This window comes from Levilactobacillus lindianensis (assembly GCF_003946095.1).
GTDB lineage: Bacteria > Bacillota > Bacilli > Lactobacillales > Lactobacillaceae > Levilactobacillus > Levilactobacillus lindianensis.
The window spans coordinates 76,589-99,994 of record NZ_RHOD01000009.1 but is presented as its reverse complement, the minus strand read 5'-3'; the positions used below and the strand labels follow the sequence as shown (position 1 = coordinate 99,994).

The window sequence follows — 23,406 nt, the reverse complement described above, 5'->3', positions numbered from 1 at the left end:
GTGCTAGTGCGCCACGTTGAAAACGTGATAAAGTAGATGTACCCAAAGTAATCACTCCCTATATTGGTTGGAATTAGCTACTACCATTGTAAGTGATTGCTTTGGGCTTTTTAATTTCTGTTCGGATTAATTATAGAATTTGCCAGATAATCAAAAAGCTTCGGCACTGCCGAGGCTTTTTTTCGGGTTACTATTCAAATGAGAGTTCCACGAGGTAGGTCTTTTCCGCAGTGATGTAGCCGGTGGTAATCCAGACCTCTTGGTAATCTAATTTGGAGCTAGTAGTGCGCTCAAAGAAGTCGGCCAGGAGATCGCCGTTCTTTGCCAGGAAGTCGTCATCCATCCGGCTAACCAAGAGGTGGTTAGCGGGGAAGTAGATTTCGGGGTCCGATACCGTTACGGAATCGGGGACACCAATGGCGACAACGTTGCTATTGACCTGTGGAATGAAGGTCACCTTTTGTGGGTGCCGATGAATATAGGTTAAGACATTATAGATTGAATCTGAATTACTCGCCACGGTTCGATTACTCCCTTCGGTGTCTTCATTGTAACAAATATTTGGGGCTTTACCAGTGTCTAGTTTGTTTCGAAATCCTGTATTGCAAACGGATTTCAGGCGAGTATAATTATCGCATATGTAGTTTATAGAGTTACTCGATTGTCAATTAAAGAAAGAAGGCCAAGATTCAATGATACGACTTGCCCGAAAACATTTGGACTGGTGGGCGGTATTCCTGGCAGTGGCATTTATGGTGGTTCAAGTTATCTGTGATCTGTCATTACCCACGCTGACCTCTGATATTATCGATAAGGGGATTGCTCAAAATGATATCGGTTATATCTGGTCAACCGGTGGACGAATGTTACTGTTAAGCTTCATCGGTGTACTGGGTTCCGCGGGGAACGTTTACTTTGCGGCAACTCAGTCGCAGAAGATGGGGCAACGCATCAGATCGTCGATCTTTAAGAAAGTGACGTTCTCCTCAACCGAAGAGTTTGAAACGGTGGGGAATGCCTCTCTGATTACCCGGACCACCAATGACGTGGTTCAGATTCAAAACGTCATGGTGCAAATGCTCCGGATGATGTTAATGGCGCCCATTATGTTGATTGGTGCTGGGGTTCTGGCTTACGTCAAGAGTCCTCAACTCACCATGGTTTTCCTGGTGGCATTGCCTGTATTGGCAGTGTTTACCGGTGCGATCATGTATTTTGCCGTGCCATTATTCAAGAGCTTACAAAAGAAGATTGATCGCATTAACTTAACCTTTAGAGAAGGGTTAACGGGGGTTCGTGTTATTCGTGCCTTTAACCAAGATCAATTTGAACAAGATCGGTTTGAAGAGGCTAACCAGGACTACACGAAGACTGGGATTAAGGTCTTCATGATTGTTTCCCTGATGTTCCCCGTGATCACACTTATTATTAGTGGAACTAATATCGGAATCGTCTGGTTTGGGGGACAATTGATTGCCAACCAAACGATGGCGGTGGGGAACTTAGTGGCGTTTATGACGTACGCAACGCAGATTCTGATTAGTTTCATGATGGTTTCGATGATCTTCGTCTTCGTGCCGCGGGCCCAAGCCTCAGCTGCACGGATTAACGAAGTCATGGATCTGAAGTCTAAGATTAACGATGCCGATCAACCCGTTAGCTTGAAGGACAGCAAGTCGAGCCTGGAGTTTGACCACGTGAACTTCCGCTATACTGGGGCCGAGGAACTCGCCCTAAAGGACGTGAACTTCAGTGCCACAGCGGGCCAAACGGTCGCCATTATTGGGGGAACCGGGTCAGGTAAGTCCTCACTGGTTAACCTGATTCCGCGGCTGTTTGATCCGGAGAGTGGTCAGATTCGGGTCAACGGGACCGCGCTAACGGCAATTAGCCAACACGATCTCCATGACGTGGTTTCAATTACCCAACAGAAGGCGGTGCTCTTCTCCGGAGATATTCGAGAGAACATGACCTACGGGATGGCTGATGCTACGGATGACCAAATTTGGCATGCCCTGGACGTTGCCCAAGCTAGCGACTTCGTCAAGGAAGAGGGCGGCCTCGAGGCCGTTGTCGAACAGGATGGGGCGAACTTCTCTGGTGGTCAACGGCAACGACTCGTCATTGCCCGGACGATCCTGAAGCGCGCCAGTGTCTATATCTTTGATGACTCCTTCTCCGCGTTGGACTTTAAGACGGATTCCCTGTTACGACAGGAATTACGCAAGGATCAACAGGTTCAAGACGGGGTGACCGTCATCGTGGCGCAACGGGTCTCAACGGTTGCTGATGCCGACCTAATTTTAGTGGTCGATGAAGGTCAAATCGTGGGTCAAGGCACGCACGATGAACTGAAAGCAACCAACAAGACTTACCAAGAAATTCTCGAATCTCAATTGCGGAAGGGGGATGTTGTCGATGCGTAATGGACGTGGATCGGCCATGAAACAACGGCCACAAAGTTTTTGGAAGACGACGTTCCGCTTATTCCGCTATATGAAGCACTGGTTGCTTGGGATCTTCATTGTCCTAGCCTTTGCCGCAGTTGCGGTTATTTTGCAGATTAAGACCCCTAAGATCTTAGGGAAAGCGACGACTGAGTTATTTAAGGGCGTCCTGAAGGGCCAAGCTGAACTGAAAGCGGGGCTACCAATTCATGGTTTCCCCGTTGACTTTGGTAAGATTGGTCAAATCTTACTGGTCGTTGGAATTATGTACGGGGTTGCGGCAATCTTTAACGTAATTCAGTCGATTATCATGAACTGGATCGCCCAAAAGGTGGTCTATCAACTGCGGAGTGACCTGAAACACAAGATGCAACGGTTACCAATCAGTTATTACGACACCCATAGTAATGGGGACTTGATGTCCCGGATGGCCAACGATATGGATAACATCGGGGGAACTTTACAACAAACCCTGTCACAATTGGTGACGAGTGTTCTGACCTTCTTTGGGGTCTTATACATGATGCTCACAATTAGTGGTTGGCTAACCTTAGTGGCCTTACTTTCCGTGCCACTGAGTCTGGTGGTTGTGATGATTGTGGCCCCTAAGTCACAACGCTTCTTCGCGGGTCAACAAAAGAACCTGGGGCTGTTAAACAATACGGTTGAAGAAACGTATGCTGGCCATACCGTGGTTAAGACGTTCAACCGGGAACAAGCCACACAGGAACAATTTGAAGAACATAACAAGAAGTATTATCAATCGGCCTGGAAGGCGCAATTTGTCTCCAGTCTGATCTTCCCATTGATGAACTTTGTAAAGAACTTGGATTACCTGGCTGTCGCCGTTATCGGTGGGATTCAGGTGGCGCATGGTCAAGTAAGTTTGGGGAACGTGCAGGCCTTCCTGCAATATACTAACCAATTCTCACAACCGATCACGCAGATGGCCAACTTGACCAATACGATTCAAGCGACAATTGCTTCCGCAGAACGGGTTTTCGCCGTGCTGGATGAGGATGAGATGACCGAACCGGAAACGACACCTTTGCCAACGGCTACCGCGGCTGGCGACAGTGTGATCGAATTTGATGACGTTGCCTTCCAATACAACGAAGAGAATCCGTTGATTGCGGACTTCAATCTGAAGGTCAAGCCGGGTGAGATGGTGGCCATTGTCGGACCTACTGGGGCCGGAAAGACCACGATTATCAACCTGTTGGAACGTTTCTACGACGTTAACTCCGGTCAAATCAAGTACCGGGGCCAGAATACGCAGACGGCCAAACGATCGGACCTTCGCCGGAACTTTGCCATGGTGCTCCAAGATACCTGGCTCTTTACCGGGTCGATCTTCGACAACATCAAGTATGGTCGTGAGAATGCCACGGAAGACGACGTTTACGCCGCTGCCAAGGCTGCTCACGCCGATACCTTTATCCGCCAATTACCGGAAGGGTATGACACCATCTTGAATGAGTCTGCAACGAACATCTCACAAGGGCAACGTCAATTGTTGACCATTGCCCGGGCGTTCGTAGCGAACCCAGATGTTTTAATTCTGGACGAAGCGACGAGTTCCGTGGATACGCGGACTGAAATGTTGATTCAACACGCCATGGAACGGTTGTTAGCCGGCCGGACCAGCTTCGTGGTGGCCCACCGACTCTCGACGATTCAGAATGCCGAGAACATTGTGGTCATGAATCATGGGCACATCGTTGAAACGGGTAACCATGACAGTCTGTTGGCTGCCAATGGATTCTACGCCGACTTGTATAACAGTCAATTTACTGGGAACAACCTAGCCTAATTTAGTCAATTGAAATGAAGGGAGTGAGACAAAAGTCTCACTCCCTTTTTGGACTGCGAGCGTCTACAGTCGAAACGTGCGACAAAAGGCAGTCAACTCCGCTTAACGCCGATAGACCAACCATCCAAGACCGGGATTCTACGTCGATCGACGTTAATACCCATTGACTAACCACCTTATGGCACACGCTCCTTTTGGTAAGCATTTGGTAAAGTTCTACCCTTCAATCGGAGACACCGTTGCATTCGGTGACGGCAGATGGGTAGAATGGGAGAAAGAAACAGGAGGTGGCAAGATGGGTTATCCACAAACGAAGGCGGCCCTTCAACGGCTCGTCACGGAACACGTGGTGCCGGGGGTTAGTTATGCCCTGATCGACGGCGATCGGGTCGAGACCGGTCAGATGGGGGTGGCTGCACTGGTTCCTCAGCTTGAAGAATTACGGCCAGGGATGCAATACGACGTGGCCTCCCTGACGAAAGTCGTGGGAACCCTGTCGGTAACCTTACAACTCCTGGCACAGGGTCGGCTTAGTTTAGAAGATTCGATTACCCGGTGGCTACCAGAATGGGGAGATTCGCGGGTCACGGTGCGTCACTTGTTGACGCATACCTCCGGAATTACGGGGTACATTCCTAACCGGAACAAACTACCGGCTGATGCCTTGAAGACGGGATTGTTGGGGCTCCATGTGGGACCAACATTTAATCAAAAGATGGTTTACGCCGATGTGAATTACATTTTTATGGGGTGGATCATCGAACAGATTCTAGGGATGCCCATCCAAGCGGCCATTACCCAACGGGTGTTGGAACCCTTGGGAATGCGGCACAGTACGTTTACGCCTAGTGATCCGCGACAGTGTATTCCGACAGCGGTTGAACCCGGGCGGGGACTAGTCAGGGGCATTGTTCACGATCCCAAGGGTTGGGTGTTAGGCCGTCACTGTGGTTCGGCTGGTCTGTTCAGCACCGTTGATGACCTGGTGCTCTTTTGCCAAGCCTACCTGCATCCCGAGACGGCGGCCGGGGTATTGCCGCCGACACTGGTTCATGACTTACTCCGGGACTGGACACCCACCGGTCATGCTGGCCGATCCCTTGGCTGGGCGCTGACCGCAGCCGCCTGGCCCCAGCCACATCGGGTGCTGTGGCATTCCGGGTTCACGGGGACCTATCTGGTTTTGGATCCCGTGGCCGATCAGGCGATGGTCTTTCTTTCCAACCGGGTTCATCCCGTGGCCCCGAATGAACCCTATCTCGATCAGCGAAACGCGGTGATCGGCACCTACTTAGCTGAGAAGACGCGTTCATAAAAATGATCATAAAAATGCCGCTTCGAGAAATATTCTCGAGGCGGCATTTGAATTAAAACTTAGAAGGTTGCGGGAATCGGTAAGGCTTCCTGTTGGCTGAAGTCAGCCGTGGGGAACTTTCGTTTCAGAGCAGCAACCAAGAGGTGTTTGGCGATATCACCGTTCCGGGTCAAGATCGGGCCGTGGAAGTAGGAGCAGTAAACATTCTTGTAGATCGCCCCTTCAGTACCATCCTCGCCGTTATTGCCCTTGCCGGAGACCACATTACCCAAGGGGCGTTCGTCGGTTCCGAGGAACGTCCGACCCTGATGGTTTTCAAAACCGTGGTAGGTTTCACCGGTCTCTTGATTCTTGATGACGATGTTGCCAATGAACCGGTTGTGGTCCTGGGCCAACGTATAGTGGTCGAGGGCGCCGATCCCAGGCAACTTTTCACCATCAGCCCCAATGTAGTAGTGGCCGAGGAGTTGAAAGCCCCCGCAGATGGCCAACAAGGGACCGCCAGATTCGATGAACTTAGTCAGTTCAGCTTTTTTGGTTTGGATATCTTGGGAAACGATGGTCTGCTCGAAGTCTTGGCCACCTCCGAAGAAGGCGAGGTCGTAGTCATCGGCATGGAAGTCTTCTTCCAGGCTGACTACCTTAACGTTTAAATGGACGTCCATTTGTTTGGCATAGTAGTTTAACGCCAGAATATTCCCGACGTCGCCGTAGGTGTTCATGAGGTCACCGTACAGGTGAGCCACGTTTAATTCGTAGGTCATACGCCCAATCCCTCCTTGATGTAGCCCTTGGCAGCTAAAATCTTACGCATCTGTAACATGGCCGTGTAGGTGGCCAGAACATAGACCCGTTCGGTTGGGACCTGCTTGATCTGTTCCACAACCTTTTCCAGGTCGGGTTCCACGATGTGGCGGCTGTCCGGAATTCCAGCTACCTTGAGGCGGAAGGTGATGTCCTTGTAGCGTTCACCACCGGTAATGACGGTGGGAATATCCAGATCGGCCAGTTGTTCAAAGTCACCATCCCAAATCCAACTCGTATCAATCCCATCGGCATAGTTGGCGTTGAGCAGGCCCACCAGTGAAAATTGATGGGTATCTGTGCCAATCATGTGGAGGACTTGGTCTAATCCCACAGGATTCTTGACCAGGATAATTGTGACCTGTTTGCCATCGACATCGATGACTTCTTGCCGACCAAAGACTCGTTCGTTAGCGGTAAAGGCTTGAGAGATCTGATCGGGTGAAACCTCAAGGAAACGACCCACGGCATAGGCTGCCAGGGCGTTGTAGATGTTATACGTGCCGCCGACCCCTATCGTGTAGGAATGGCCGTCTAAGTCAAAGGTTGATGATGTTGGTGTCTGTTCGCCCAACTTGGTCAAGCGATAAGTCAATTCTGGCCGGTGAAAGCCACAGTTGGGACAGAAATACTTCCCTTGATTGCTGTAGGTTAAGGAATGATAGTGTAGGATGTGTTCACAAACGGGACAGAGAACCCCGTCCGTGTTGGGCTTGGCCTTGAAGTCACCGTCTGGTTGGTCGTCAAAGCCATAGTATTGAATGGGGTTAGGGAGTTCCTTAGAGTTAAAGATCGGTGAATCCCCGTTGGCGATGATGGTGGCGTTGGGTGCGAGTGCCACACCATCTAAGATTTTCTGATAGGTCGTGTAGATCTCGCCATAGCGGTCCATCTGGTCACGGAAAATGTTCGTGAAGACAAAAGCCTTCGGTTGAATGTACTTGGTGACCTTGATCACGTTAGCCTCGTCGACTTCTAAGACGGCGATAGGCCGGCCAGTCTTGGGACGCTTGGCATTCAGAAAGGTCGTGACAATCCCTTGTTCCATGTTGGAACCGGTAGGGTTCGTCAGAATTGAGGGGTACTTCTGACCCAACACGGAGACGGTGAGGGCCGTGGTCAACGTCTTTCCGTTGGTCCCGGTGATGACGATGACGTCGTAGTTGGCCCCCAGTGACTTCAGAATGTTGGGGTCGAGCTTTAGGGTAATTTTTCCTGGGAGAGAACTGCCCCCGTGAAGGAAGGTGTGGAGAAACCAATAAGAGGATCTCCCCGCAAAGGTAGCAAAGCCGCTTCTCAATGACATGAATTGTCGCTCCTTAATCGCGCTAATTTTTTAAAATTGCCGTTTCATTAATATTCAAACATTCATTTTAGCATTTTTTCCGTAAATAGGGGAGCAGCGGGCCTGAACTTTGTTAAATCGCAAGGAAATTTTGCGCCGTCTAAGGTCGAATTTTCAGGTGTAATCAGCTATAATAGATAGAAACTGTCAAAAAGGTGGGAGTAACGTGGCACAGCTATTTTTTCGGTACGGTGCAATGAACAGTGGGAAAACGATCGAGATTCTAAAGGTCGCACATAACTACGAGGAGCAACACAAGCGGGTCATCATCATGACCAGTGGCCTGGACACCAGAGACCAGGTTGGTTACATTGCCAGTCGAATTGGGCTGAAGCGAGAAGCCCATCCAATTTTTTCGGAAACGAACTTATATGATGAGGTTAAGCGAATCGACGAACATGCCAACTGCGTGTTGATTGATGAGGCGCAGTTTCTCACCAAGGATCACGTGTTGCAACTGGCGCGTGTAGTTGATGAGTTAAAGATTCCCGTCATGACGTTTGGCTTAAAGAATGACTTTAGAAACGAACTGTTTGAAGGATCCAAGTACCTGTTACTGTATGCAGATAAAATTGAAGAAATGAAGACCATCTGTTGGTTCTGTGCCAAGAAGGCCATTATGAATCTGCGGTTCCACGACAATCAACCGGTTTACGAGGGCGAACAGGTCCAAATCGGGGGCAATGAAGCGTACTATCCCGTTTGTCGGCGGCATTATTTCAATCCACCTTTAGATCAGATCGGTAAATAACGAAACGAGGTTAAGTAGAGAATGGACGAGATGTTTGACAAATTGCAAGCTGTGGCTGACCGCTACGACGAGCTAAATGAATTAATTAGTGACCCCGCTGTCATTGCGGATACCCAGCGTTTCATGAAGCTTTCGAAAGAAGAAGGCGAGTTACGAGAAACGGTGGACAAGTATCATCAATTCGAAGATGTCACCCAGCAGATCAAGGACGACGAGGACATGTTGTATGAAAAGTTAGACGACGACATGGCCACCATGGTTAAGGACGAATTAAAGGACCTGGAAGCGCAAAAGGAACAGTTGGAAGAAGATATCAAGCTGTTGCTCCTGCCTAAGGATCCCAACGATGATAAGAACATCATCATGGAAATCCACGGAGCAGCCGGTGGGGATGAAGCCAGTTTATTTGCGGCCGATCTCTTCAGCATGTACTCCAAGTACGCCGAACGCCAAGGTTGGAAGATTGAAGTTGTCGATGAGAATGCCACCGAAGTTGGTGGATTCAAGGAAATTGTCCTCATGATTACTGGGGATAAGGTTTATTCGAAGCTAAAGTTTGAAAACGGTGCTCACCGAGTTCAGCGGGTACCCGCGACTGAATCAGCCGGTCGGGTGCATACCAGTACGGCGACGGTGGGGGTCATGCCTGAGGAAGAAGACGTCGATATCGACATCGATCCTAAGGATATTCGGACCGACGTTTACCGGTCTTCCGGTGCCGGGGGTCAACATATTAACAAGACCTCTTCGGCCGTGCGAATGACCCACTTGCCAACTGGGATCGTCGTGGCCATGCAAGACGAACGGTCACAACAACAAAACCGGGCTAAGGCCATGCAGATTTTGCGGGCCCGGGTCTACGATTACTACAAGCAACAGGAACGTAGCGCCTACGATGCCGAACGGAAGTCCGCGGTGGGGACGGGTGATCGGTCCGAACGGATCAGAACCTACAACTACCCACAAAACCGGGTGACCGATCACCGGATTGGATTGACCTTGAATAAGCTTGACCGCATCATGAACGGGGAACTCGATGATATCATTGACGCCCTGATCCTATCCGACCAAGCAGCAAAATTGGAAAACTTAAAGAACAATGACTAATGCCCACACTTACCTGACGGCATTGCGGTGGGGTGAGGACCAGTTACAGGTGACGTCGGCCGATTCGGTTGCAGCACAATACCTGTTACTGGAGAGCCATCAGTGGTCATTCACCCAGTTGGTCCAGCATTATCGTGAGCTAATGCCGAGTGTCGAGTGGGAGACGTATCAGAAACAGATTGCCCGGATCGCGGCCGGTGAACCGGCCCAATATGTTTTGGGACAGGCCCCGTTCTATGGACGAGATTTTCGGGTCACGTCAGCCACCCTGATCCCCCGCCAAGAGACGGAGGAGTTGGTGGCCTGGATCTTAGACGATGTTGTCGCTTCCGACTTACACGTTTTAGACGTGGGTACTGGGAGCGGCGCCATTGCCGTGACGCTTAAGGCTGAGCGACCCGAGTGGACGGTGACGGCTACGGATATTTCGGCAGCGGCCGTGGCGGTGGCTCGTGAGAATGCCACGACGCAACATGCCGACATTCAATTTGAAGTGGGGGATCTATTGGCCCCAGTGGCTGGCCAACGGTTTGACGTGATCGTGTCTAATCCACCGTACATCGATCGGTCTGAGACGGCCGTGATGGATGACAGCGTGAAACGATTCGAGCCCGACCAAGCCTTATTTGCGGCGGACCACGGTCTGGCATTTTACCAACGATTTGCCGCGACATTAGCTCAATATTTAACGCCGAACGGTCAGTTCTTTGCGGAGATTGGCTATCGCCAGGGAGCCGCGGTACGAGCTATCTTTGAGACGGCACTACCCGCGGCAACCGTGACGATTCGCCAAGACATCAACGGACAAGACCGAATGGTTCGGGTACAGCTCTAACTTTAGGGAATGGGAGAGAAGAGACGGAATGGAAACTAAGATTTTTAAACCCAATCAAATTAGCGAAGCGGCCGCTGCCATCAAGGCAGGCCAACTCGTGGCCTTTCCTACCGAGACCGTGTATGGTCTAGGCGCGGATGCCACGAATGAAGCCGCTGTGAAACAAGTCTATTTGGCCAAGGGACGTCCCAGTGATAATCCATTGATTGTCCACGTGACGGGTCAAGCGACCGTAGAACAGTATGCCGAACCCTTATCAGATAAGGCTAAGGCCCTCATCAAGGCTTTTTGGCCGGGTTCACTGACGTTGATCTTCAAGTTACAACCAGGGGTGTTATCACCAGCTGTGACCGGGGGATTGAACACCGCGGCCTTTCGGAATCCGGATAATCAGGTGACGCTGGACCTTATTAAAGCGGCTGGCGTGCCGTTAGTCGGGCCATCTGCCAACACCTCGGGCAAGCCTAGTCCAACCTTAGCCAAGCACGTTTATCATGATTTGAATGGTAAAATTGCAGGTATCTTGGATGATGGTCCAACCAGAGTGGGGGTCGAATCGACAGTCTTGGACATGTCGACCGACGTCCCGACCATCTTGCGTCCGGGAGCCGTAACTGAGGAAGAACTCGAGGCGGTGATTGGTCCTGTGCGTTCCACCCATCATAAGGTTGGTGCGACCGAAGTGCCTAAGGCGCCGGGGATGAAGTACAAGCATTATGCCCCCAACGCTCAGGTCTACATTGTCGACCACGTGACGGACTGGGCGGCGGCTCTTAAGTGGGCCGGCGAGCAGGACGCCGCGATTGGGGTCATGGCGCTCGACCACACCTTGAGTGGCTTAACGTTACCCCAAAATGCCGAATTCTTCTCACTGGGTCGCGACTTACCAAGTGCCAGCCACCGGCTATTTGCCGGATTGCGGCATTTTGACCTGGAGTCACCCGTCAAGGGGATCTTAGCCCAAGGCTTCTCAGATGAAGGTTTGGGAGCCGCTTATATGAACCGGATCAATAAGTCTGCGGGCCAGGTTCACTTCACAAAAGATCAATTATTATAAGTTTGATGAGCAAGGCGGTCCCGCCAGAGCTGAAAGTTTGGTAAAATGAAACCAACTACAGTTCAGGAGGGACCGCCATTGAATTTTAAAGAACAGGATCCAGCTTTATGGGGCGCCATTGCGCATGAGGAACAGCGTCAAGAGGATACGATTGAATTGATTGCCTCTGAAAACATTGTCAGTCAGGCCGTTCGTACGGCTCAAGGCTCCGTTCTCACCAACAAGTATGCCGAAGGTTATCCAGGCAAACGGTACTACGGGGGAACCCAGTACATTGACGTCGTGGAACAGTTGGCAATTGACCGGGCTAAGAAGCTCTTTAACGCCGAGTACGCTAATGTGCAACCCCATTCCGGTTCTCAAGCCAATCAGGCGGTCTATGCGGCCTTTTTGAAGCCTGGGGACACCATCCTGGGGATGTGTCTGGATGCTGGGGGCCATTTGACTCACGGCGCCAAGGTCAACTTCTCCGGGAAGCTCTACCAAGCTTACAGCTATGGCTTGAATCCAGAGACCGAACTTCTTGACTACGACATGATTCGTGACCTCGCCTTGAAAGTGAAGCCACAATTGATTGTGGCCGGGGCTTCGGCTTATTCACGCACAATTGATTTCCAAGCCTTTAGAGATATTGCCGATGAGGTTGGCGCCTACCTGATGGTAGATATGGCCCACATTGCTGGTTTAGTGGCGGCGGGACTGCACCCATCGCCAGTGGGAATTGCTGACGTGGTCACCACAACGACACACAAGACTCTTCGTGGGCCACGAGGTGGTCTCATCCTGTCTCAGGCAGAGAATGCTAAGCGAATTAACTCCGCCGTCTTCCCAGGCACCCAAGGGGGTCCTCTGGAGCACGTGATTGCGGGGAAGGCTGCCGCCTTCTTTGAGGATCTTCAGCCAGAGTTTACGGACTATGCCCAAGCCATCATCGATAATGCTCACGCCATGGCCGATGAATTTAACAAACTGCCAACGGTCCGGGTCGTTTCTGGCGGAACTGACAATCACCTGATGACCTTGGATCTTTCCGCGACCGACCTCAATGGAAAACAGGCACAAGAACTATTGGATAGTGTGATGATCACAACGAACAAGGAAGCCATTCCTAATGAAACCTTGAGTCCATTCAAGACCTCGGGTATCCGGTTAGGAACGCCAGCTATCACGACGCGGGGCTTCAATCCAGACGACTGCCGTGAGGTGGCACGACTGATCGTGAAGGCCGTTTTGAATCCTGATGACCAGGCAGTTCTGGCCCAAGTTCGTGAACAGGTTGCAACGTTGACCGCGGCTCATCCACTGAGTGCGTTAGATTAATTAGCGAAAAAACGTTTTCATTTTAAATTAGTCCGTTGCAATGGCTTAGATAATGGTACAATTGTAAGAAATCACAAAGGAGCGTTTATTCATGGGGAAGTTTCAAGTACTTGACCACCCGTTGATTCAACACAAGTTAACAATTATTCGGAACAAAAACTGCGGCACTCGTAGTTTTCGCGAGGTTGTTAACGAAATTTCGACGCTGATGGCATACGATGTTTCACGCGATATGCCACTGCAAGACAAGCAGATTGAGACGCCAATGGGTCAGATGACGGCAAAGGAGTTATCTGGTAAGAAAGTTGCCATTGTGCCGATCCTGCGTGCCGGTATCGGAATGGTCGATGGCATCCTAGAACTGATTCCAGCCGCTAAGGTGGGTCATATTGGGATGTACCGTGACGAAAAGACCTTACAACCCCACGAATACTTTGTTAAGTTGCCGTCTGACATTGACCAACGACAGATTTTTGTTGTCGACCCAATGTTGGCTACCGGTGGTTCTGCTATCATGGCAATCGATGCCTTGAAGAAGCGGGGGGCTAGCAATATGAAATTTGTGTGCTTAGTATCAGCACCAGAAGGCGTTAAAGCCTTACAAGAAGCCCATCCAGACGTTGACATTTACACGGCTGCTTTGGATGATCATTTAAATGAAGATGGCTACATTGTTCCGGGATTAGGCGATGCGGGAGACCGTTTGTTTGGGACAAAGTAAACTTAATTTTCAAGTCTGACCGAGTCCCCGGTCAGGCTTGTTCTTTTTATGAAAATATGATGAGTAAGCGACCAAATCGGCGGTCTAATGGGCTCTGACTGGAAGCGTTCTCATTGTTTTCACAGCGCTTTTTGCAAAGCTATGAAAGGAAATGATTTTCTTCGTGAAAAAAGGGAAATAGGCTTTGTCTTTTACCTATTTTGGTGGTATCATTTTTATTGTGTTTGAGCACGCTTTCTTGCGCTCAAAAATTCGCAACAATGGTCTTAAATGATTACAGGTTGAAAGGACCAGGCGAAAATGTCTTTGAAAAGAGGTGATATTAGGTGGGAAGTGGTACAGTTTCAACCTTTCAAATTTGGAAGTTAACATTTAGTACTGCTAATGTGTTGTCAGGTTTGGTGGTGTTCATCCTGGCATTCGCAGTTATCTTCTTTACGTCTCGACATGTTTCGATGCGGCCTTCAAAAGGCCAGAACTTTCTCGAATGGTTAATTGACTTCACCAATGGTATCTTAAAAGGGTCAATTCCAGCCAAGGAAGTTAGTGGATTTGGACTTTGGGGATTCACGTTATTCCTGTTTCTCTTTCTTTCAAACCAACTTGGTTTATTCTTCAACGTTGCAATCAATGGTTCTGCAATTGTTCGAAGTCCAACATCTGATCCAATTGTAACGTTGACGATGTCAATGATGACAGTTGTTTTGGCTAATTATGCTGGTCTCAAAAAATGGGGAACCAAGGGGTACTTGGCAAGCTTTGTTAAGCCATCGCCAATGTTCTTAGCATCGAACTTGTTTGAACAAGTCTCAAGTTTTCTGACTCTCGGTCTTCGTATTTTCGGGATTATCTTCTCTGGTGAAGTTTTACTGGAAATGGTTTGGTCTCTGGCTGAACTAAAAGGTATCCCTACGTTGATCGCGGCTGTACCAATTGAAATGGCTTGGCAAGGACTCTCAGTCTTCTTGGGCTCCATTCAAGCATATGTTTTCTTAACACTATCTTCAGTATACATTGGTCGACAATTAGAAGGTGAATAGGCAGTAAGCCTATTCCAAATTCAAGGAGGAAATATTAATTATGGGTGCATTAGCAGCAAGTTTTACTATGATGGCAGCAGCATTAGCAGGGGCATTCGGTGACGCGATCGTTATCGTTAAAACCCTTGAAAGTATGGTTCGTCAACCTGAAATGGCCGGTCAATTCCGTACCACGATGTTCATTGGTGTTGGGTTAGTTGAAGCTATGCCAATCCTGGGCTTCGTTGTCTCACTGTTGTTGATGAACAAGTAATGTTCCAGGTTACTTTGGATTCAGCAAAAGTTGACAATGAAGGAGGTGTCAATAGATGCTCTCACATTTAGTGATTGATGCAACTCTCTACAACGGTGATTCGATCTTTTACGTTGTAACCTTCCTTCTGTTAATGTGGCTCGTCAAGATTTTCGCTTGGGGTCCCATTACGAAGATGATGCAACAACGGTCGGATAAAATTTCCGATGATATTGACCACGCCGAGAAGTCACGGGCCGAAGCTGCTGATTTAGCAGACCAACGTCAGGAAGCCCTAAAAGGTTCCCGCGTTGAAGCCCAACAAATCGTCAGCACGGCGAAGAGTGATGGACAGGAACAACGGGGTCAGATCATCAATAAAGCCGAAGCCGATGCACAGGCCTTGAAGGCCAAAGCCAAGGACGACATTGCCCAAGAACGGGAAGCCGCTTTGGTTGGTGCACGGAACGATGTGGCGGATTTATCTATTGAGATTGCTTCCAAGCTAATTCAGCGTGAATTGAATGCTAGTGATCAAAAAGAATTGATCGATTCTTATATCGAAGGGTTGGGGAAGCCACATGAGTCTTAATCGAACAACTGCAGCGAAGCGTTACGCCAAAGCATTGTTTGAACTCCTGGCCGAAAAGGACCAGTTAGACTCCGGTTACAGTGATCTTCAACAGCTTCGGCGAATCTTCGAAGACAATCCTAGTTTGAGTACGGTACTTTCGAATGCTAGTTTAGAATTGGACAAACGAGAAGCCATGGTTGCTGATTTAAAGCGCGATGCTTCACCTTATATCCAAAATTTAATTCAAATGGTCTTTGACTATGATCGTATGGACATCATGGTCGCCATTATCGAGCAATTTCAAGTTTTATATGATGAAAAGCAACAAATTGTCTATGCAGATGTCACGACTGCTGTTCCGTTGGCTGGAAACCAAGCCGACGTCCTCAGCCAGACATTTGCCAAGCGCGTTGGGGCCAAGAAAGCAATTTTGCGGTGCCAAGTCGACGCTTCTATTCTGGGCGGAGCCATTGTTAAGTCTGCCGGGATTGTCTATGATGGCAGTCTCCAGACCCGCATGAACCAGTTGCGGCAACGACTTTTAGCTTAGATTCTATGGAGAAAGAGGTGAAACTTTCATGAGCATTAAAGCTGAGGAAATCAGTGCTCTAATTAAACAACAATTAGAAAACTATACAGATGAACTCTCAGTTGAGGAGACTGGTACAGTAACTTACGTTGGTGACGGGATTGCCCGTGCCCACGGTTTAGACAATGCCCTTCAGGGTGAATTGTTACTGTTTGATAACGGGGTTTATGGGATGGTCCAAAACCTCGAAGCCAGTGACGTTGGTATCGTTATCTTGGGTGATTTCACTGGAATCACTGAAGGCGACACCGTTAAACGGACTGGCCGAATCATGGAAGTTCCCGTTGGTGATCAATTGATTGGCCGAGTTGTTAACTCATTGGGTCAAGCAATCGACGGTAAAGGGGACATCAAGACCGATAAAACGCGACCAATCGAACATAAAGCACCAGGTGTTATGGAACGGCAAGGGGTTAGTGAACCCCTACAAACCGGGATCAAAGCCATTGATGCCTTGGTTCCAATTGGCCGAGGTCAACGTGAGTTGATTATCGGTGACCGTAAGACTGGTAAGAGTTCCATTGCGATCGATACCATCATTAATCAAAAGGGTCAGAACATGATCTGTATTTATGTGGCAATTGGTCAAAAGGACTCAACTGTGCGGTCACAAGTTTCCACTTTGGAAAAGTTTGGCGCCATGGATTACACCATTGTCGTCAGTGCCGGACCATCTGAACCTGCACCATTACTGTACATCGCACCATATGCCGGTGCAGCCATGGGTGAGGAATTCATGATGAACGGCAAGCACGTGTTAATCGTCTATGATGATTTAACCAAGCAAGCCGATGCTTATCGTGAACTTTCCTTGATCTTACGGCGGCCACCAGGCCGTGAAGCTTACCCTGGGGATATTTTCTACACCCACTCTCGTTTACTCGAACGGGCAGCCAAGTTGAACGATGAATTAGGTGGCGGGTCTATGACCGCGTTACCAGTTATCGAAACTAAGGCTGGGGACGTTTCTGCTTATATTCCAACCAACGTTATTTCCATCACCGACGGGCAAATCTTCTTGAATAGTGATTCCTTCTATTCAGGGATTCGGCCAGCCATTGATGCCGGGACTTCAGTTTCTCGGGTTGGTGGGGATGCTCAAATCAAAGCCATGAAGAAGGTTGCCGGGACCTTGCGGTTGGACTTATCCGCTTATCGGGAACTGGAATCATTCGCACAATTCGGTTCCGACTTGGATGCCGCTACCAAGGCCCGTTTGGACCGTGGTGCTCGGACCGTGGAAGTCTTAAAGCAAGGCTTGCATGAATCGGTACCTGTTGCCAAGGAAGTTATCATTCTTTACGCCTTGACCCACCGGCACCTTGACAAGCTCGAAGTGAGTGACGTTTTACGTTACCAAAACGAATTGTTTGCGTTTATGGACACGTCTTACAAGGCACTTGAAGATGAAATCACCAAGACTGGTAACTTACCAGAAGGCGATGCATTGGATGACGCACTTGCTGAGTTTGATAAGACTTTCCAACCGACCAAGCATAATGCTGAAGCGGACGACGATGATTCAGCAGAAAACTAGAATTGCTTGAAGGAAGGATGGTGAGAAAAAATGGCTGAATCTATCCATGACGTTCAACATCGGATTTCGTCAACCAAGGCAACCCGACAGATCACTGCCGCGATGCACATGGTGTCGACTGCGAAGTTGAACAAGATTCAGAAGCATACGGCTGGCTATCAAGAGTACGTCTCAAAGATCAAGTCAGTGGTCATGCGCTTATCTCAGTCTCAACTGTTTGATAATTCCTCAAACAAGTTACAGGCAGACCGTCCAGTTAAGAAAACGGCTTATTTAGTCATAACTTCTGACCGCGGTATGGTGGGGAGTTATAACAGTAGTGTCTTGCGCGAAGCCAATGAATTCATTGACAAGCAGACACCCAACCCAGATGACTATATGATTCTGGCTGTTGGGGGTACCGGTGCAGACTTCTACAAGAACCGGGGCATTAACGTGGCTTATGAATATCGTGGTGTTAGTGATGTTCCTGAGTTTAACGAAGTCCGGGAGATTGTAAAGACTGTGACGACGATGTTTGATAACGAAATCTTTGACGAACTCTACGTTTGTTATAACCATTTCGTTAACCGCATTACGTCGTCATTCCGGGGTGAAAAGACATTGCCAGTGGACCGTGAAACACTTGCGGGTGAAGCTGTTAGTGAGACGCCTACGTCCAATCTTGCCAACGATTATGAAACAGAACCTTCAGCGCAGGAGGTCTTGGATTCTATCCTGCCACAATACGCTGAGAGTCTGGTTTATGGTGCTATTTTGGATGCCAAAACTGCTGAACATGCATCAAGTTCCAATGCGATGCAGTCAGCCACTGACAACGCTGACGACCTGATCTCGGATCTGCAATTACATTACAACCGGGCTCGGCAAGCAGCGATTACGACTGAAATCACCGAAATTACTGGTGGTCAAGAAGCCTTAAAGAATTAATGACGGGAGGAATTAACGAATAATGAGTACTGGTAAAGTTGTTCAAGTTATCGGACCAGTTGTCGACGTTGAATTCCCATTAACTGATAAATTACCCGACATCAACACCGCCTTAAACATCAAGCGTGATGATGGCACTGTCCTTGTAACCGAAGTTGCCCTTGAACTGGGTGACGGGGTTATGCGGACGATTGCCATGGACGGTACTGATGGTCTTCGCCGGGGCATGGAAGTTGAAAACACAGAGTCTTCCATTTCTGTTCCCGTTGGTGACGACACCTTAGGTCGAGTATTTAACGTTTTGGGCGATCCAATCGACGGTGGTGCCGAATTTGGGCCTGATGCCCAACGGATGCCAATTCACCGTGACGCACCAAAGTATAGCGAATTGAACCCTACGACCGAAATCCTAGAAACTGGGATCAAGGTTATTGACTTACTCGAACCTTACGTTCGTGGTGGGAAGATTGGGTTGTTCGGTGGTGCCGGTGTTGGTAAAACCGTTTTAATTCAAGAATTAATCCATAACATTGCACAAGGCCATAACGGGATTTCCGTCTTCACCGGTGTTGGTGAACGGACTCGTGAAGGTAACGATATGTATTGGGAAATGAAAGGCTCCGGCGTTCTGAAGCAAACGGCCATGGTTTATGGTCAAATGAACGAACCTCCTGGTGCCCGGATGCGGGTTGCCTTGACTGGTTTAACAATTGCGGAATACTTCCGTGATGTTAAGGGCCAAGACGTTCTGTTATTTATCGATAACATTTTCCGGTTCACGCAAGCCGGTTCTGAAGTTTCTGCCCTGTTAGGTCGGATTCCTTCAGCCGTTGGTTACCAACCAACGTTGGCTACTGAAATGGGTCAGTTGCAAGAACGGATCACGTCAACGAAGAATGGGTCGATTACCTCGATCCAAGCCGTTTACGTGCCTGCCGATGACTACACCGACCCTGCTCCTGCCACGACTTTCGCCCATTTGGATGCCACGACTAACTTGGAACGTTCTTTGACGCAACAAGGGATTTACCCAGCCGTGGACCCACTGGCTTCAACGTCAACTGCCTTGGCTCCTGAAATCATCGGTCAAGAACACTATGACGTTGCAACCGAAGTTCAACACGTTTTGCAACGGTACCATGAATTGCAAGATATCATCTCGATCTTAGGGATGGATGAACTTTCTGAAGAAGAACAAACGATTGTTAACCGTGCACGGCGGATTCAATTCTTCCTGTCACAACCATTTACTGTGGCTTCCCAATTCTCTGGTTTACCAGGGAAGTACGTGAAGTTGGAAGATACCATTGATGGATTCAAGCAGATTCTGGAAGGCAAGTATGACAAGTTGCCAGAAGATGCCTTCCGTAACTGTGGTGGCGTCGAAGACGTCGTGGCTAAGGCCAAGGAAATGAATGACGCCGTCGCCAACAACTAGGGAGGAATTCTAATTGGCTGATAAACCAGTTTTATCCGTTAGCATTGTGACTCCCGATGGTCGGGTCTATGAACAGAAGGGTGACTTTCTGATTGTGACCACGTCCTATGCGCCGATGGGGATCTTGCCAAATCACGTTCCCGTCCTTGCGACGTTGAAAGTTGATGAGGTTCGTTTCAAGCATGACGGTGAACAAGACCGGATTGCCGTTAACGGTGGATTCATTGAGTTCTCCAATAACGTGGCAACGATTGTTGCCGACAGTGCCGAACGTCAGGCTGACATTGATGTCAGTCGGGCGCAAAGTGCTCAGGAACGGGCTAAAAAGGCGATTGAAAAGGCAAAGGCCGAGAAGGATCCCGATACCTTAGCACGGGCTGAAGTGGCATTACGCCGGGCTATTAACCGGATTAACGTTGCCAATCACTAAGCACGATGCGAGACAATAGTTCTGAATAGAACTCAGAAGCAACTTTCCTCTAGGGGAGAGTTGCTTTTTTGTTGCCATCGATCTCATTCTTTGGCGTTTTAAGTTGGTCGAATGAGCGTTACATATCGGCCAAAGTGGGGTAAAGTTCCTGGCTGATCGGCTTAAAAAACAAATTAATTTCCGAACGATAGGTGGCTTTTTAACTTGAAAATAGTGGTGACGATTCGCGGAGATCAACCGCTGTTTTTGAAATAGTTTCACGACGTAAAACCTTTTAGGTCACCGTTTGGTCGGTCACCGGTCACAAACGGATGAAATGTAATATTACAAACGCCGATTTTACAGGAATTTCGGGGACAACCATGAAAAATTATGATATAGTGAGTGAGAATGTTTAGAAAGGATTGGGCGAATGAAACTCATTGGGTTACAGGGAATATTAACGATTATTAGCCATTTAGCCTTTATTGCCCTCGCGTTTTGGGCAATATCAGCGTTACACATTGAACGGTTAATGACGTTTTACCCGCGTCAGTCACGAGTGCTTATCGTGATGCTGGCGGTGGCCATTGGCTTTGGCTGCAGCTCATTCTTCCTAGACTTCATTAATAATGTTCGTAATCTGGGCTATTTACTTTAAAGCAGCAAATGGCTCATAAAATTCTTTGGAGGTATCCCATGGAAAAAATTATCGTTCATGGTGGGAACCGCTTAACTGGTGTGGTTCAAATTGAAGGGGCTAAGAATGCGGTTCTTCCAATTTTGGCGGCGTCAATTCTTGGCCAAGATGGCCTCACCCACTTAGCAAATGTTCCGGTTTTATCTGATGTTTATACGATGAATAAAGTCTTACGCTTCCTGAATCTCCGCGTTGATTTTAACGAAGAACAACGGGAAGTCACGATTGATGCGACACGCCAAGTCTCTAGTGAAGCACCTTTTGAATACGTTTCCAAGATGCGTGCCTCAATCGTTGTGATGGGTCCGCTTTTAGCGCGGTTGGGTCATGCTCGGGTTGCCTTACCTGGTGGTTGTGCCATCGGGACACGCCCAATTGACTTACACTTGAAGGGCTTAGAAGCCTTGGGTGCCCGGATCGAGCAACACGATGGCTATATTGAAGCCTTCGCTGATCGTTTAGTCGGGAGCCACATTTACTTAGACTTCCCTAGTGTTGGGGCCACTCAGAACATTATGATGGCCGCTTGTTTAGCTCAAGGAACGACGGTGATCGACAACGTTGCCCGCGAACCTGAAATTGTGGACCTGGCCAACGTCTTAAACAAGATGGGGGCACACGTCCGCGGTGCCGGAACGGAAACGCTCCGAATCGACGGGGTAGAGAAGATGCACGGGACTGAACACAATGTGGTTCAGGACCGGATCGAAGCCGGAACCTTTATGGTCGGCGCTGCTCTGACTCACGGGAACGTCTTGATCAAGGACGGTATCGTTGAACACAACAAGCCACTGATCTCTAAGTTACAAGAGATGGGTGCCACGGTTACGGAAGAGCCAGAAGGTATTCGGGTCATTGGTCCAGAACAGTTACAACCAACGGACGTGAAGACCCTGCCTTACCCTGGGTTCCCAACTGATATGCAGCCACAGATGACCATTTTACAGTTGGCCGCTGCTGGCACGAGCACCATGACCGAAACCGTCTTTGAGAACCGCTTCATGCATCTGGAAGAATTACGACGCATGAACGCTCAGTACCAAGTGAATGGCCGAACTGTTGTGATGCACGGGCCAACTGACTTTAACGGGGCTGAAGTCGCCGCTACCGACCTGCGAGCCGCTGCGGCACTAGTCTTAGCCGGTTTGGTTGCGGACGGGTACACTCAGGTTACCAATCTGAAATACTTAGATCGTGGCTACTATGATTTCCACAAGAAATTAACGGCATTGGGCGCACAAGTTGAGCGCGTCACGGTCGCTGATAATGACACTGTGGTGTTAAAAAATTCACACGTAAATAACTAGACAACGAGGGGTGGCATAAGGCCACCTTTTTGTTTGATCGAGAAATCATTTAGAGTTTAATGAGAGTATGTTATAATGATATGTTGAAAATTGGCATTTAAAATCAGGAGGGCACATAAGTATGGCGAAAGATATTGGAATTGATCTGGGGACTGCGAACGTTTTAATTTACGTGGTCGGCAAGGGTATCGTATTAAATGAACCATCCGTCGTAGCAATTGACACGAAGACGGATAAGGTCCTGGCAGTGGGTTCAGAGGCTTACCGCATGGTGGGTCGGACTCCAGGGAATATTCGGGCAATCCGTCCCTTGAAGGATGGGGTCATTTCCGATTTCGACATCACTGAAGCCATGCTCTCCTACTTCATTAATAAGCTTAGTGTTAAGGGGTTCTTGTCCAAACCAAACATTATGATTTGTGCGCCAACCAACATTACCGAGATTGAACGGAAGGCCATCATTCAGGCGGCCGAGAAGTCCGGTGGGGCGAAGGTTTACTTGGAAGCCGAACCTAAAGTCGCCGCATTAGGTGCTGGGATGGATATCTTCAAGCCTAGTGGTAACATGGTTATCGACATGGGTGGGGGAACCAGTGACATTGCCATCCTGTCCTTAGGGGACATCGTGGCGAGTCGCTCAATTCGGGTCGCTGGTGACCGGATGAACACCGAAATTGTGAACTACATGAAGCATGAACACAATTTGATTATCGGGGAACGGACTGCGGAAACGATCAAGATTAAGATCGGGACGGCTTACCCAGAACCTGAAAATGAACAAAAGACGATGGCCGTTCGAGGCCGGGATTCTGTCAGTGGGATGCCAACGGAAACCACGATTACGGCTGCGGAAGTCGAGATTGCCATTCACGACTCCGTTGACCAAATTGTGGCGGCTGCCATGTCTGTGTTGGAGACCATTCCACCTGAATTGGCTGCGGACATCATTGACCGCGGGATCATGCTGACTGGTGGGGGTGCCTTGTTAGATGGTATTGACAAGCTCTTCTCAGAACGTTTGACGGTTCCCGTCATCATTTCCGAGGATCCCTTGGACAACGTGGCTAAGGGTGCTGGTGTCCTGCTGGAACACATGGATACCAAGACAGCCAAACAAAACAACGACTAGCAAACA

At 48.9% G+C, this 23,406-nt stretch carries 23 protein-coding genes; 20 read left to right on the top strand and 3 right to left on the bottom strand.

Going from position 1 to position 23,406, the window contains the following annotated elements; translation table 11 throughout:
* Positions 1–190 precede the first annotated feature (190 nt).
* On the bottom strand, positions 191–520 hold the full coding sequence (locus EKM70_RS05445) for a hypothetical protein (RefSeq protein WP_125545984.1): 330 nt from the start codon (positions 518–520) through the stop codon (positions 191–193).
* Between the two features lie 172 nt (positions 521–692).
* Between EKM70_RS05445 and EKM70_RS05440 the strand changes: the two genes are divergently transcribed.
* From EKM70_RS05440 to EKM70_RS05430, 3 genes are all read left to right on the top strand, one after another.
* A complete protein-coding gene (locus tag EKM70_RS05440) occupies positions 693–2,426 on the top strand; it encodes an ABC transporter ATP-binding protein (protein WP_125545982.1) in 1,734 nt (577 codons plus the stop codon).
* Positions 2,419–4,260 (top strand): ABC transporter ATP-binding protein, encoded by a 1,842-nt coding sequence (locus EKM70_RS05435; protein ID WP_125545980.1) that lies wholly within the window; start codon positions 2,419–2,421, stop codon positions 4,258–4,260. Before EKM70_RS05440 ends, EKM70_RS05435 begins: the two co-directional genes overlap by 8 nt.
* Before the next feature lie 295 nt (positions 4,261–4,555).
* Complete coding sequence (locus tag EKM70_RS05430; RefSeq protein WP_125545978.1) at positions 4,556–5,575, top strand: serine hydrolase domain-containing protein; 1,020 nt, start codon at positions 4,556–4,558, stop codon at positions 5,573–5,575.
* 59 nt (positions 5,576–5,634) lie between these two features.
* On the opposite strand, the gene EKM70_RS05425 is transcribed toward EKM70_RS05430, so the two are convergent.
* Both EKM70_RS05425 and EKM70_RS05420 read right to left on the bottom strand, forming a co-directional pair.
* Complete coding sequence (locus EKM70_RS05425) at positions 5,635–6,339, bottom strand: type 1 glutamine amidotransferase (protein ID WP_125545976.1); 705 nt, start codon at positions 6,337–6,339, stop codon at positions 5,635–5,637.
* On the bottom strand, positions 6,336–7,685 hold the full coding sequence (locus EKM70_RS05420) for a Mur ligase family protein (RefSeq protein ID WP_125545974.1): 1,350 nt from the start codon (positions 7,683–7,685) through the stop codon (positions 6,336–6,338). The genes EKM70_RS05425 and EKM70_RS05420 overlap by 4 nt, the downstream gene beginning before the upstream one ends.
* A gap of 205 nt (positions 7,686–7,890) precedes the next feature.
* Here EKM70_RS05420 and EKM70_RS05415 point away from each other — a divergent pair, with 205 nt between their 5' ends.
* The 17 genes from EKM70_RS05415 (at position 7,891) to mreB (ending at position 23,400) form a co-directional block, all read left to right on the top strand.
* Positions 7,891–8,475 carry a thymidine kinase gene (locus EKM70_RS05415; protein ID WP_125545972.1) on the top strand — a complete coding sequence of 195 codons (585 nt, stop codon included), beginning with the start codon at positions 7,891–7,893 and terminating at the stop codon, positions 8,473–8,475.
* 21 nt (positions 8,476–8,496) lie between these two features.
* Positions 8,497–9,582, top strand: a complete 1,086-nt coding sequence (gene prfA, locus EKM70_RS05410) for a peptide chain release factor 1 (protein WP_125545970.1) — start codon at positions 8,497–8,499, stop codon at positions 9,580–9,582.
* A complete protein-coding gene (prmC, locus tag EKM70_RS05405) occupies positions 9,575–10,417 on the top strand; it encodes a peptide chain release factor N(5)-glutamine methyltransferase (RefSeq protein ID WP_125545968.1) in 843 nt (280 codons plus the stop codon). Before prfA ends, prmC begins: the two co-directional genes overlap by 8 nt.
* Before the next feature lie 28 nt (positions 10,418–10,445).
* The gene (locus EKM70_RS05400; RefSeq protein WP_125545966.1) at positions 10,446–11,474 is read left to right on the top strand and encodes an L-threonylcarbamoyladenylate synthase; all 1,029 of its coding nucleotides are present in this window, start codon (positions 10,446–10,448) and stop codon (positions 11,472–11,474) included.
* Between the two features lie 78 nt (positions 11,475–11,552).
* Complete coding sequence (gene glyA, locus EKM70_RS05395) at positions 11,553–12,794, top strand: serine hydroxymethyltransferase (protein ID WP_125545964.1); 1,242 nt, start codon at positions 11,553–11,555, stop codon at positions 12,792–12,794.
* A 91-nt stretch (positions 12,795–12,885) separates the two neighbouring features.
* The gene (gene upp, locus EKM70_RS05390) at positions 12,886–13,515 is read left to right on the top strand and encodes a uracil phosphoribosyltransferase (RefSeq protein ID WP_125545962.1); all 630 of its coding nucleotides are present in this window, start codon (positions 12,886–12,888) and stop codon (positions 13,513–13,515) included.
* A gap of 326 nt (positions 13,516–13,841) precedes the next feature.
* Positions 13,842–14,555, top strand: a complete 714-nt coding sequence (gene atpB, locus EKM70_RS05385) for a F0F1 ATP synthase subunit A (protein WP_125545960.1) — start codon at positions 13,842–13,844, stop codon at positions 14,553–14,555.
* Between the two features lie 40 nt (positions 14,556–14,595).
* Positions 14,596–14,808 carry a F0F1 ATP synthase subunit C gene (atpE, locus tag EKM70_RS05380; protein ID WP_057878635.1) on the top strand — a complete coding sequence of 71 codons (213 nt, stop codon included), beginning with the start codon at positions 14,596–14,598 and terminating at the stop codon, positions 14,806–14,808.
* Between the two features lie 55 nt (positions 14,809–14,863).
* On the top strand, positions 14,864–15,379 hold the full coding sequence (gene atpF, locus EKM70_RS05375) for a F0F1 ATP synthase subunit B (protein ID WP_057878634.1): 516 nt from the start codon (positions 14,864–14,866) through the stop codon (positions 15,377–15,379).
* Entirely contained in the window at positions 15,369–15,911 is a 543-nt protein-coding gene (gene atpH / locus EKM70_RS05370) for an ATP synthase F1 subunit delta (protein WP_125545958.1), read from the top strand. The genes atpF and atpH overlap by 11 nt, the downstream gene beginning before the upstream one ends.
* A 28-nt stretch (positions 15,912–15,939) precedes the next feature.
* Complete coding sequence (gene atpA, locus EKM70_RS05365; protein WP_125545956.1) at positions 15,940–17,487, top strand: F0F1 ATP synthase subunit alpha; 1,548 nt, start codon at positions 15,940–15,942, stop codon at positions 17,485–17,487.
* A gap of 30 nt (positions 17,488–17,517) precedes the next feature.
* A complete protein-coding gene (locus EKM70_RS05360) occupies positions 17,518–18,417 on the top strand; it encodes a F0F1 ATP synthase subunit gamma (RefSeq protein ID WP_057878631.1) in 900 nt (299 codons plus the stop codon).
* Between the two features lie 22 nt (positions 18,418–18,439).
* Positions 18,440–19,855, top strand: a complete 1,416-nt coding sequence (gene atpD, locus EKM70_RS05355) for a F0F1 ATP synthase subunit beta (protein ID WP_125545954.1) — start codon at positions 18,440–18,442, stop codon at positions 19,853–19,855.
* 13 nt (positions 19,856–19,868) lie between these two features.
* Complete coding sequence (locus EKM70_RS05350) at positions 19,869–20,285, top strand: F0F1 ATP synthase subunit epsilon (RefSeq protein ID WP_125545952.1); 417 nt, start codon at positions 19,869–19,871, stop codon at positions 20,283–20,285.
* A 412-nt stretch (positions 20,286–20,697) separates the two neighbouring features.
* A complete protein-coding gene (locus tag EKM70_RS05345) occupies positions 20,698–20,925 on the top strand; it encodes a DUF1146 family protein (RefSeq protein ID WP_125545950.1) in 228 nt (75 codons plus the stop codon).
* A 38-nt stretch (positions 20,926–20,963) separates the two neighbouring features.
* Complete coding sequence (gene murA / locus EKM70_RS05340) at positions 20,964–22,271, top strand: UDP-N-acetylglucosamine 1-carboxyvinyltransferase (protein WP_125545948.1); 1,308 nt, start codon at positions 20,964–20,966, stop codon at positions 22,269–22,271.
* 121 nt (positions 22,272–22,392) lie between these two features.
* Complete coding sequence (gene mreB, locus EKM70_RS05335; RefSeq protein ID WP_125545946.1) at positions 22,393–23,400, top strand: rod shape-determining protein; 1,008 nt, start codon at positions 22,393–22,395, stop codon at positions 23,398–23,400.
* Positions 23,401–23,406 lie beyond the last annotated feature (6 nt).